This is a genomic window from Flavobacterium sp. LHD-80, assembly GCF_030929605.1.
Classification (GTDB): Bacteria; Bacteroidota; Bacteroidia; order Flavobacteriales; family Flavobacteriaceae; genus Flavobacterium.
In genome coordinates, this window is record NZ_JAVFVS010000010.1 from 33,068 (window position 1) to 45,758 (window position 12,691).

The 12,691-nt window shown below is 34.2% G+C and carries 10 protein-coding genes; 7 read left to right on the forward strand and 3 right to left on the reverse strand.

Annotation, left to right across the window (positions count from 1 at the left end):
- Nucleotides 1-196 precede the first annotated feature (196 nt).
- The 3 genes from RB619_RS13850 (at nucleotide 197) to RB619_RS13860 (ending at nucleotide 2,737) form a co-directional block, all read left to right on the forward strand.
- Nucleotides 197-919: an SDR family NAD(P)-dependent oxidoreductase gene (locus RB619_RS13850; RefSeq protein ID WP_308098379.1), complete on the forward strand. Its 723-nt coding sequence runs from the start codon at nucleotides 197-199 to the stop codon at nucleotides 917-919.
- Nucleotides 920-1,084: 165 nt separating this feature from the next.
- Nucleotides 1,085-1,849: an SDR family oxidoreductase gene (locus RB619_RS13855; RefSeq protein ID WP_308098381.1), complete on the forward strand. Its 765-nt coding sequence runs from the start codon at nucleotides 1,085-1,087 to the stop codon at nucleotides 1,847-1,849.
- A gap of 171 nt (nucleotides 1,850-2,020) precedes the next feature.
- On the forward strand, nucleotides 2,021-2,737 hold the full coding sequence (locus RB619_RS13860; RefSeq protein WP_308098388.1) for a DUF4386 domain-containing protein: 717 nt from the start codon (nucleotides 2,021-2,023) through the stop codon (nucleotides 2,735-2,737).
- Between the two features lie 91 nt (nucleotides 2,738-2,828).
- On the opposite strand, the gene RB619_RS13865 is transcribed toward RB619_RS13860, so the two are convergent.
- From RB619_RS13865 to RB619_RS13875, 3 genes are all read right to left on the reverse strand, one after another.
- Nucleotides 2,829-3,302, reverse strand: a complete 474-nt coding sequence (locus RB619_RS13865; RefSeq protein WP_308098395.1) for a hypothetical protein — start codon at nucleotides 3,300-3,302, stop codon at nucleotides 2,829-2,831.
- 89 nt (nucleotides 3,303-3,391) lie between these two features.
- Nucleotides 3,392-4,090, reverse strand: coding sequence for a LytTR family DNA-binding domain-containing protein (locus RB619_RS13870; RefSeq protein WP_308098404.1), 699 nt, complete (start codon nucleotides 4,088-4,090; stop codon nucleotides 3,392-3,394).
- On the reverse strand, nucleotides 4,090-5,127 hold the full coding sequence (locus tag RB619_RS13875; RefSeq protein ID WP_308098413.1) for a histidine kinase: 1,038 nt from the start codon (nucleotides 5,125-5,127) through the stop codon (nucleotides 4,090-4,092). The genes RB619_RS13870 and RB619_RS13875 overlap by 1 nt, the downstream gene beginning before the upstream one ends.
- A 165-nt stretch (nucleotides 5,128-5,292) precedes the next feature.
- Between RB619_RS13875 and RB619_RS13880 the strand changes: the two genes are divergently transcribed.
- From RB619_RS13880 to RB619_RS13895, 4 genes are all read left to right on the forward strand, one after another.
- Nucleotides 5,293-6,678: a TolC family protein gene (locus RB619_RS13880; RefSeq protein ID WP_308098421.1), complete on the forward strand. Its 1,386-nt coding sequence runs from the start codon at nucleotides 5,293-5,295 to the stop codon at nucleotides 6,676-6,678.
- Between the two features lie 12 nt (nucleotides 6,679-6,690).
- On the forward strand, nucleotides 6,691-9,975 hold the full coding sequence (locus RB619_RS13885) for an efflux RND transporter permease subunit (RefSeq protein ID WP_308098426.1): 3,285 nt from the start codon (nucleotides 6,691-6,693) through the stop codon (nucleotides 9,973-9,975).
- Nucleotides 9,965-11,053, forward strand: a complete 1,089-nt coding sequence (locus RB619_RS13890) for an efflux RND transporter periplasmic adaptor subunit (protein ID WP_308098428.1) — start codon at nucleotides 9,965-9,967, stop codon at nucleotides 11,051-11,053. Before RB619_RS13885 ends, RB619_RS13890 begins: the two co-directional genes overlap by 11 nt.
- 563 nt (nucleotides 11,054-11,616) lie before the next feature.
- Complete coding sequence (locus RB619_RS13895) at nucleotides 11,617-12,681, forward strand: hypothetical protein (RefSeq protein WP_308098430.1); 1,065 nt, start codon at nucleotides 11,617-11,619, stop codon at nucleotides 12,679-12,681.
- The last annotated feature ends 10 nt before the right edge of the window (nucleotides 12,682-12,691 follow it).

The window sequence follows — 12,691 nt, forward strand, 5'->3', positions numbered from 1 at the left end:
GGATATCATGCTAAATCCATACAGTAAGTTCTACAATGCGCGTCCTTCGACTTCGCTCAGGATGACATAAAATGAGAATTTAAATTTTAGAATTTCATAATCTGATTTGAATTTTGCAAACATCGGTTTGAAATTTACAATTCCCCACATCTACTTGACTCCTACCTTTGTCTTATCAATTTAAAAGATAAAAAAGATGAATTTATCAAACAACAAAATACTAATAACAGGCGGTGCAAGCGGTATCGGACTTGGACTTGCCGAACGATTTATTCAGGAGAATAATACCGTAATTATTTGCGGAAGAAGAGAATCTGTTTTAAACGAAGTAAAAGCAAAATTTCCATCTGTAATCACAAAAGTTTGTGACTTATCATATGAAAAAGAACGCATCGCTCTTTATGAATGGATTTCAGAAAATCACCCTGATTTAAATGTACTAATAAATAATGCTGGAATTCAAAAATGGGTTTCTGTAACTGATGCTGATTTCTACGAAAGTATGAAATCGGAACTTAGTACTAATATTGAAGCTCCACTACATTTAACTTCTTTATTTATTCAATTAAAATCATTGACAACAGTAATGAATGTAACTTCTGGACTGGCATTTTCGCCTTTTGCAAAAGTTCCAGTTTATTCGGCTACAAAGGCATTTTTCCGTTCGTTTACGCTTTCACTTCGTCATTTATTAAAAGCAAAAAATATTGAAGTGATCGAAATTATTCCGCCAGCATTAAATACCGATTTAGGTGGTGTTGGTTTGCACGACGCACATCCGAGCGTAAGCAGTTTTATCGAATCTATTTTTGAGCAATTAAAAGATGGAAAACAAGAACTTACTTTCGGAACCAGCGAAACAAGATTAAATGCAAGCGCTGAAGATTTGAGAAATCATTTTAATGCAATGCATAATTAATGGTAAATTATAAATTGTGAATTGTTAATTGAAAAAGACAAACATTTCACATTTTACCATTCACAATTAACAATTAACAATTAACAATTAACAATTAACAATTACCAATTAACAATTAACAATTAACAATTAACAATTCACCATTAACAATTCACAATTAAAAACATGGCAATAAATACAAAAATAGCTCTAGTTACAGGCGGTAGCAGAGGTTTAGGGAAAAATATGGCAATTGCAATTGCTAAAAAAGGAATCGACGTAATCATAACGTACAACAGTAAAAAAGAAGAAGCTGATTTAGTAGTAAAAGAAATCGAAAGTTTAGGACAAAGAGCCGCTTCGCTTCAATTAAACGTTGCTGAACCAAGTACTTTTGATTCTTTTTTTGAAGAAGTAAAATCAGTTTTAAAAAATACTTTCAAAACAGATAAATTTGACTTTTTAGTGAACAATGCCGGAATTGGAATTCACAATTCATTCATTGGAACAACTGAAGCGGAATTTGATCAATTAACAAATATTCAATTTAAAGGTCCGTTTTTCTTGACGCAAAAAGCATTGAACGTTATGAATGACGGTGGTGGAATTGTAAATATTTCAACAGGTTTAGCAAGATTCTCATTTCCTGGATATTCAGCATATGCATCGATGAAAGGCGCGATTGAAACTTTAACCAAATATCAGGCTAAGGAATTAGGAGCGAGAAAAATTAGAGCAAATGTTGTGGCGCCGGGTGCTATTGAAACTGATTTTGGTGGTGGCGTTGTTCGTGATAATGAGCAAATGAATCAACAGATTGCTTCTGTGACAGCTTTAGGGAGAGTTGGTTTGCCGGATGATATTGGCGGTGTTGTTGCTTTTTTATGTACTGAAGATGCGCGCTGGGTAAATGCACAGCGAATTGAGGTTTCTGGCGGAATGATGCTTTAATTAATGGTTAATTATTAATTGTTAATGGTTAATTGCTACTTCTTATAAATTAAACCCGACAGGTTTTTGAAACCTGTCGGGTTTCTTATTAAAAATTAAAACATTAAACTAAATATTTTGGTCCAGTAACAATTTGACTAGACAAACGTCTTATGATAAACCAACCAAAATATGAAACCAAAAAATTTTGAAACTAATCCTCAATTTTATGCCAGAATAGCAGGATTATTATATCTCGTAATTATCTTAACTGGATTATTTGCGGAAGCTTTTGTCAGAAATAAATTATTCGTTTCTGGAGATGCTGAAGCAACAGCAAACAATATTATCCATGCTGATTTTTTATGGAGATTAGGCATCAGCGCCGATTTGATTATGCAAATTTGCGACTTGCCTGTTATGATTATCCTTTATTATCTTTTTAAACCAGTAAGTCGAAAACTGGCACTTCTCAATTTATCTTTTAATTTGATACAAACTGCTGTTTTGGTAGCGAATAAATTGAATTTACTTGCTGCTTTATTCTTCTTAGGAAATGGCGAGTACCTAAAATCATTCAGTCCAGATCAATTGCATACGCTCGCATATCTTTCGATAAAACTTCATGGATACGGGTTTGGAGTTGGTTTGATCTTCTTTGGATTTGTTTGTTTAATTGAAGGTTATTTAATTTATAAATCAGGTTATTTTCCAAAAGTTTTGGGCGTTTTAATGACAATCGCTGGTTTCTGCTATTTAGCAAATAGTTTTGCTTCAATTCTTGCACCGGAACTTTCTAGTTTTGCATTATTATTTCCGTGTATTATTGCCGAATTTGGTCTTACACTTTATCTTATTTTTAAAGGCGTAAACCTTTCAATCTGGAAAGAAAAACTAGCGATTTCATAACAACCAGAGTTACATTATAAAAACAAAACCCGACAGTCCTAAAACTGCCGGGTTTGCTTTTCAATATATTGAATTAGTAAGCAAATATATTTTAATTTTTCTCGATGATGACATTAAAATCACCATCTTTATCGAAAACGACATCATAAAATTTAGCGTCTTTTGTGACTCCAACTTCATAAGTTGTTTTCTTTTTATCATCAACAACAACCGCTATTTCTTTGATAGCTTTTGGCGAATAATTCTTTCTTAAATAAACCTGCGCATCTAAAGGCAGTTTACTTAAAGGAATTTGAAGTTGGAACGCTTTCAAAACTCCTGAATTATTGTAAATCGCTACCGCTTTTGTGTTTTTATCTTTGTTGAATTTCGCTTCATAACGAACTTCATCATCATCATCACCAACATATTCTTCAGACCAAACTGCTGCTTTTCCTGGATATTCTCTCTCAAAAGTAAATTTCACCTTTTCTGGAGGTGTTATTACTTTTTTCACATTTGTGCCTTCCTGAGCAATTAAAAAACCATTGCATGAAAACAAAATAATAAGTAAAAGCTTTTTCATAACTACCCATTTACGAATTAATCGTATTAAAATTACTACTTTTAAATGAAGTACAAATGAAGACGCATTAAAATATTATCAACAATTTCTTATTTTTTTAATCGATCAGAAAGTTCTCTTTTATATGTAATTCCAATTGGCAGTTTTTCGTGTTTAATGATCACGAAATCTTTTTCTGTTTCTTCAATTTTATCTAAAGCTACGATATACGATTTGTGAATGCGCATAAAGTTTTTTTCTGGAAGACATTTCTCTAATTCTGTCGTGGTTATTGAGGCTAAATAAGTTCGTTTTAGCGTATGCAGTTTTACATAGTTTCCAAAACTCTGTGCATACAAAAGCTGATCTAATTCGATATCAATAAAATAACCGTCGACCTTTACACTTACTGAATTTACAACAGCTTCTTCTTCCTTGATTTTTATAGTTTCTGTTGAAAAAAAACGATCAACCGCTTTTAAGAATCTTGGGAAATAAATAGGTTTCAATAAATAATCAATTACGCCGTAATCGTAACTTTCAAGCGCAAATTCAGAGTAAGCTGTCGTTAAAATTGTTTTTGGATGATTCGGAATAATCTTTAGTAATTCCATTCCTGAAATTTCAGGCATATTAATATCCAAAAACATTAAATCGACATGATTTTCACGTAGATAATCCATCGCTTCAATTCCGTTATAACCTTGGAAAACCAATTCTAATTGCGGATTTTGCTTGATATAATTCGCCAAAACATAATGTGCCGCCGGCTCATCATCAACAATTATACATTTTTTTGGCTCTTTCATTATAAAAACTTTTTCAGCTGCAGTTTCAAATCAATTATATACGTTTTTTTGTCGTCTTGAATATCTAATTTATAGTCTTTTCCATAAATTAAATTCAGTCTTTCGATAGTGTTTTTTAAACCAATTTTAGTCGAAACCACATCTGTTTTTTTCGTCGGAATTGAATTTACAACGTGCAAATGCAATAAACCGTTTTCGACCGTAATAAAAATTCTAACAAAACATTTTTCGATCGCACAAGTTCCATGTTTAAAGGCATTTTCAATAAAAGCAATTAAAAGCATTGGCGAAACTTTATAGGCATTTTCGTTGTCAATTTTACAATCGTATGTAATATCACAACGATAGCCAACACGCTCTTTTTCAAGCTGTACATAACTGTTTATAAACTCCAATTCATCTTCTAAAGTTACGCATTGTTTGTTATTGCTCTCGAGTTGATAACGCATTAATTGCGAAACTTTCATTATCAAATCTGGAGTTCGGTCTGGAAATTCTAAACTGATTCCGTAAAGCGTATTAAAAGTATTAAATAAAAAATGTGGATTCAATTGCCCTTTTAATGAATTCAATTGCATTTGGTTAAACAGCAAAGTTTCGTCAGTATGTTTTCTGTGAATTCTGTAAAATTTAAAAACAATAATTGGACTTAAAATACAAACCAAAGTTCCTAAAACACTGGCCAATTGGTAAATATAACTGCGTTGATGCGAGTTTTGATACAATCTACAATTGCTGAACATATCGAGCATTGTAATTTCATACAAGATGACCGAAAACACAAAAACACCAAAAAGCGTCAGAAAAATATACGTTACCGGGCGCTGGGTCTTGAATAATATGGGAAGAAGAAAAAAGCGATTAAACTGCGCATGCATGTACAAAATGCAATAGAAAAAAATCCCCATTAATATGGAAGTGACAGAGCTGAAAAGCATCCAGTCATTTTTTAACGTATAAATTGTAAATGAAAAAAGGACAACAGCAATTTCCTGCCACCACTTGTTATCCAATATATTATCAAACTTTTTATTCATTTTTTAAACTTAAAATAGGTTACAAAGTACGGACAAATATTTAATTATTTTTTCCAAAAAATGACAAATTCAATTGGTCATTTATTAGTGCAGTACATCACTAAACCTGACATTTATCAGCACAAGAGAAATAAATTTGCGCTTTAATTTCACACTTTGAGTTTTATGTATTTCAAAAAAATTACTTTATTATTTTTCTTGATTTTAGCCTCAAATGGTTATTCACAAACCTTGTCTTTAAAAGAAGCAATAAAAACAGGTCTCGAAAACTATGGTTCGATCAAAGCAAAAAACAATTACGCCAGTGCCTCAAAAGAGACATTAAAACAATCTCGACGTGATTATCTTCCTAATCTTAATTTATCAGCACAACAGGATTACGGAACTATTAATGGACAAAACGGTGCATTATATGGATTTAATGGTTTAGGAACTGCTTCTTCTGGACCAGCGCTACCAAACCAAAACTGGAATTCTGCTTTTGGTGCTTTGTATTTAGTGAACATGAACTGGGACTTTTTTACTTTTGGAAAAACTCAGGAAAAAATCAATTTATCAAAAGTTGATGTTCAGGCAAAAGAAAAAGATTTACAGCAGGAAAAATTTCAACAGGAAATTAAAATTTCGGCAGCTTATTTGAATTTATTGGCAAGCCAAAGGTTACTGATTTCTCAGCAAAAGAATTTAAGCCGTGCAGAAGTTTTCAAAAAGACAGCTGTTGCCCGAGTTAAAAACGGATTATTAGCTGGAGTAGATTCGACCTTGGCAACTGCTGAAGTTTCGAAAGCAAAAATCGCACTAAATCTTGCCCGAAATTTTGTCAAAGAACAAAACAATAAATTAGTTGATTTAATGGGCGTTGCACCTCAGGATTTTATTGCAGATACTTTGTTTGTCAATCAAATTCCAAAAGAGGTTTTAAGATCAACCGCTTCGACTGACAGTCTGCATCCTTTATTGCAATATTATAAAACGAAGATTGATTACAGCAACCAACAAGTTAAATTATACAAACGTTTTTATTACCCAACTATGAGTGCCTTTGGAGTTTTACAAACCAGAGCTTCGGGTTTTGAAACAGGTTATGCGGTTGATCAATCGAACTTTAGCAGAAATTACTGGGATGGTGTAAATCCAGATCGCTCAAATTATTTGGTTGGAGTTGGAATTACTTGGAATTTAACAACGCCTTTTAGAGCAAACAAACAAGTAACTTCTCAAAAATTTGTTTCGCAAGGTTTGCAGGAAGAGTACAATCAAGCGAGTAGAGAATTGCAATCACAGCTGACTTTCGCCGAAGATAAAATAAAAATCACTTTGGAAAATTATGCCGAAGCGCCAATTCAAGTCAATGCTGCACAGCGCGCTTACATCCAAAAATCAACTTTATACAAAAACGGACTGACTGATTTGACCGATTTAACCCAAACCATGTTTACGTTAAACCGTGCCGAAATCGACCGAGATATTGTCAACAATAATGTGTGGCAGTCGTTTTTGCTGAAAGTTGCTGCAACGGGCAATTTTGACTTATTTATAAATGAATTTTAATTATAGAGCCTAATGAATTTAATACGTTTTGCACTCCGCAAACCCATCTCCATATTAGTATTGGTTGCGGGTCTATTTTTCTTCGGAATTGGTGCCATCAAAGACATCAAGGTAGATATTCTGCCAAAAATGAATTTGCCGGTTATCTATATTGCGCATCCTTTTGGAGGTTACACGCCAGACCAAATGGAAGCTTATTTTGCTAAGACTTATGTTAATATTCTGCCTTTTGCCAATGGTGTAAAATCAGTGGAAACCAAAAATATTCAAGGGTTAATGATCATGAAATTAACCTATTATGAAAACACAAATATGGCGCAGGCAGCGGCCGAATTAAGTTCACTTTCGAACAGGATTCAGGCGGCTTTTCCTCCGGGAACACAGCCTCCGTTTATCATTCGTTTTGATGCTTCTTCTCTTCCAATTGGACAATTGGTTTTGAGCAGTAAAATCAGATCAAATAATGAATTACAGGATCTAGCCAACGTTTATGTTCGTGCTTCGTTTACTTCAATTCCCGGTTTATTATCGCCGGCACCTTTTGGCGGAAGCCCAAGAACAATTGAGGTTAACGTAGATCCAGATTTATTGCGTTCGCACAATATGACGCCAGATCAAATTGTTGAGGCAATCCGAATCAACAATCAAACTGCACCTTCTGGAAACGTGAGAATGGGCGATAAAAACTATATCACGCCAACAAATAATACGATTAAAGAAGTTAAGGATTTTGAAAATATTCCGTTATTTAAAGGAAGTGTTCAAAACTTGAAATTAGGCGATGTGGCAACCGTAAAAGATGGTGCCGATATTACACAAGGTTATGCTTTGGTTAACGGAAAACGTTCGGTTTATATCAGTATTGCAAAAGCCGGAGATGCTTCGACTTGGGATGTGGTTCAGAAATTAAAAGCGGAATTGCCTAAAATTCAAAGTACACTTCCTGAAGATGTAAAATTATCATATGAATTTGACCAATCCGTTTATGTAATCAACTCGGTTAAAAGTTTAATTACTGAAGGAATTATTGGAGCGGTTTTAACTGGATTAATGGTTTTATTATTCCTTGGTGACCGTCGTGCCGCTTTAATCGTAATTATGACGATTCCTATTTCGATTATTTCTGGAGTTTTATTCCTGAAATTATTCGGACAAACAATCAACTTGATGTCATTATCAGGATTGGCTTTGGCAATTGGAATTTTGGTGGATGAAAGTACCGTAACAATCGAAAATATTCACCAGCATCTCGACATGGGAAAACCAAAAGCGCTCGCCATTTGGGACGCCTGTCAGGAAATTGCGTTGCCTAAATTATTGATCTTGCTTTGTATTTTGGCCGTATTTGCGCCTGCATTTACAATGGTTGGTATTCCGGGAGCGTTGTTTTTGCCTTTGGCATTAGCAATTGGTTTTTCAATGGTAATTTCCTTTTTATTGTCTCAGACTTTTGTTCCTGTAATGGCAAACTGGTTAATGAAAGGACATGCAAAACACGAGCATGGTCCAGAAATTACAGATGATGAAGCTGAATTTAGAGACTGTGGATTAACACCAGAATCTGAAAAAGATTTAATTACTCAGAAAAAAGGCTATGTTGAACGATTAGATACCAATCAAAACGGAAAAATAAGTCCGTTTGAGCGATTCAAAATTCGTTTCATGAGAACTTTAGATCGATTGTTTGTTCACAAAAAAATCACAAGTATTACGTATTTGGTTTCTGCAACCGTTCTCGCAATCGTCTTAATTACTTTTATTGGAAAAGATGTTTTCCCAAAAGTAAATTCAAGTCAGTTTCAATTACGACTTCGTGCTCCTGACGGAACGCGTTTAGAAAGAACAGAAGAGCAAGCCGTTATCGTTTTAAAAGAATTGAAGAAAATGGTTGGCAATGAACACATCGGAATTACCTCTGTATATGTGGGTCAGCACCCGTCATTATTCTCAATCAACCCGATTTATTTGTTCATGGCAGGTTCGCATGAAGCGGTATTTCAGGTGAGTTTAAAAGATTATCATGCGGATATGGACGAGTTTAAAGACGAGTTTAGAAACCGACTTAAAAAACTGCTTCCAAATACAAAAGTTTCTTTTGAACCAATAGAGTTGACCGATAAAGTTTTAAGCCAAGGTTCTCCTACTCCAATCGAAGTTCGAATTGCAGGAAAAGACAAAAAACGAAATGAATTGTATGCGAATCAAATTGTTGAAAAACTAAAAGCGATTTCGTATTTCAGAGACGTTCAAATTGGTCAGCCAATTCATTATCCAGCAATGAATATTGATATTGACAGAACTCGTGCCGCCGAATTAGGCGTTGACATGAATGATATTTCGCGTTCACTTGTAGCTTCAACCTCATCTTCAAGATATACAGAGAAAAATACTTGGGTTGATGAAAGAGCGGGATTATCATACAATGTTCAGGTTCAAGTACCACTGAATCAAATGAAAAGCAAAACAGATATTGGAGAAATTCCGGTATTGAAAAACTCGCTTCGTCCTGTTTTAAGTGACGTAGCAAAAATTACACCCGGCTTTGTAAGCGGTGAAAACGACAATTTAGGGGCAATGCCATACATTACTGTTACAGCAAACATCAATCAAACCGATTTGGGGACCGCGTCGAAAGATGTTGCTGCAACAATCAATTCATTGGGTGAATTACCTAGGGGGTTATTCATTACACCAATTGGTTTAAGTAAAGTATTGGAGGAAACATTAAGCAGTTTGCAAGTTGGGTTATTGGTTGCCATTTTTGTAATCTTCTTAATGTTAGCCGCTAATTTCCAGTCGTTCAAAGTTTCGCTAGTAATTTTAACAACCGTTCCGGCGGTAGTTTTAGGAGCCTTATTAATGCTTTTATTAACGGGCTCAACATTAAATTTACAGTCGTACATGGGAATCATCATGTCGGTTGGGGTTTCGATTGCGAATGCCGTTTTATTAGTCACCAATGCTGAACAATTACGAAAACGAAACGGAAATGCATTAGAATCGGCGCGTGAAGCTGCAGCGCTGCGTCTTCGTCCAATTATCATGACCTCTGTTGCGATGATTGCCGGAATGTTGCCAATGGCGATTGGTCACGGCGAAGGGGGCGATCAGGTTTCTCCGTTAGGAAGAGCAGTTATTGGCGGACTATTATTTTCTACTTTTGCCGTACTATTAATTCTGCCACAAATATTTGCTTGGGCACAAGAAAAAACAACAACGCAATCTGTTTCTTTAGATCCTGAAGACGAAGAAAGCATCCATTATATCTCATCTTTAAAACCAAAAAATGAACACTAAAATTATAAAATATACCGCGCTGTTTTTTACAGCATTATTTTTCCTGAACAGCTGTAATTCTAAAAAAGAAGAAGTTGCTACGGCAGAAATCGAACCTAAAACAGAAACTTTTCTTTTAGCCAAAGAAAAACTGACTACCGAATTGCGTTTACCAGCCGAATTAACAGGTTTCCAGCAAGTCGATTTATATGCAAAAGTGAGCAGTTTCGTAAAAACGTTAAAAGTTGATATTGGTTCTAAAGTGAAAAAAGGACAGCTTTTAATTGTTTTGGAAGCGCCTGAAATCAGTTCGCAATTGGCTGCTGCAGAATCGAGATTAAAATCGATGGAAGCTATTTACGCAACCAGCAAAAGCACGTACAACCGTTTGTATGAAACGAGCAAAGTGGAAGGAACTATTTCTAAAAATGATTTAGAAATGGCAAGCGGAAAAAAGAATTCTGATTACGCACAATATCAAGCGGCAGTTGCAGCGCATAAAGAAGTTGCGATTATGAGAGGTTATCTTGAAATCCGTGCTCCTTTTGACGGCGTTGTAGCGGCTAGAAATGTGAATTTAGGAACATTTGTTGGTCCAGCCGGAAAAGGTTCTGATTTACCTTTATTAACGATTCAAGAGCAGACAAAATTGCGTTTAGCGGTTTCTGTTCCAGAATTATACACAGGATATTTACACAATGGCGACGAAATGAGTTTCAACGTAAAATCATTGCCCGAAACTTTTAAAGCGACTATTACCAGAATGTCTGGTGCATTGGATTTAAAACTTCGTTCTGAGCGTGTTGAAATGGACGTTCACAACACTAAAGGAAATTTATTACCTGGAATGGTTGCCGAAGTTTTATTGCCCCTTAACGCGAAAGACAGCACTTTTGTAGTTCCGAAATCGGCTGTGGTAAATGCTGCGGAAGGTATTTTTGTAATTAAAGTGGTGAACCACAAAGCAACAAGAGTTGATGTAAAAAAAGGAAGAGAAATTGACGATAAAATTGAAATTTTCGGTGATTTGACTCCAAACGATAAACTGGTAAAAATTGCCAGCGAAGAAACTAAGGAAGGCGATACAATAAACGAATAACCTGCGTTTAGTCTTCTTTTTAGTAGATTACCCAAAAACTGTACGCATTTATTAAATGCGGCATTTTAAAATTTGATTTGGTTTTAAAATGCAAAATTAAATTTATTTTGAAAAGGGAGCGGTGCTATTTTTTAGTGCCGCTTCTTTTTTTTGTTTTTGCCACTAAGACGCTAAGTCGCAAAGTTTTTATTCTCATTTTTTTGTCATCCTGAGCGAAGTCGAAGGACACGCAAGTAGCTCTATAAAGCTTGGCAATTTAGCTTTCATATTTTTTAGGAGCTGTTTCCCGCTCTTCCTTCCAATCTTTTGTATCTCGTTTTTTTGGAACGAGACACAAAAGGATTTTCCCTCCCATCGGGGCTAGGCTCAGGTTTTCATAAAGAATAATCAGGTATAAGTACGGGGTTATTTATATTGGTAATTTGATACTTTTGGTGAAAGTGATTTTATATATCAAGAAAAATGAAATCCAATTACAGTTTGCCGATAAAGTATTTATAACGATGATATCGGTATTATTGGTTCAAAAAGATATACTTCCAATAATTTATAAAAAATCATTTATGGCATCATTAAGTAGCGTAAATAATCTGAATAACGTATCTCATAAAATTCGTAACTACAACTTAGAAAAAGTTGTTCGAAAAAATCTCGGTTCTGAAGCTTTTAATTACGCTGAGGAAGTTGTAAATACAATCTCAAAAATAGTTGACCGTATTACCCCATATATTATTGAAATTGACGAAATATCAATACAAGATTTGATTCAAATTATAACAGAAATAAATTCAAATTTTGACCAAATATCGAGATATGATAATGGAAAATTCCTAGCACAAAGACCTACCTACCTTTCTACTCTGTCAAATCTTAAAGAAAGAGCTGTAGGTCTTTTGTCCAAGATTATAGGTTTAATTCATGAACTAGAAAAATCAACAATAACAATTGATTTCGAAGATCAGTTGGGAAAAATAAAAGATGAAACTTTAAGTGATGCTGAAGAAATTAAGCATTTAAGAAATAGACTTACTAACGAAATTGAAGATTTCGAGACAAGATATACAACAACTTTCCAAAAAGCAGAAATAAAGGAACAAGTTATAATTTTTAGTAGTCAAGCCGAAACATTTTTAAAAAACTCAAAATTATGGATTGCTGGAATTTGTGGATGTGCAAGTATATTAATTATAGTCGTTATATGCTTATTCAAAAATTTCTGTTTTGAACTGAGTTGTTTTAATAAGATTACTGAGATTAATTACAACATCATCTGTGAAGATTGCAATCGAACAATTTTGTATCTTGAAATATTTAAGGCAATTTTTTTTAGGCTGTTTATCATATCCTTTTTAATTTATTTACTAAACTTCTGTGTAAAAAACTATAACGCTTCTATGCATAATTACACAATCAATAAACACAAAGGCAATTCTTTAGATGCCTCGATTCGTCTTCTTGAAAGACTATATTCAGAAAATGCGAAAGATGAAGTTCTGACAAATGCTGCCAATGCAATTTTTTCTCATCAACCAACAGGATATACAAATAAAGATCCTGAAAATATTCAAAAATCAGTTTTGGAAAGAATAATTGAAAAAGTTGATCCTACAAAAAACATTGATAGTTAACAGTACTAAA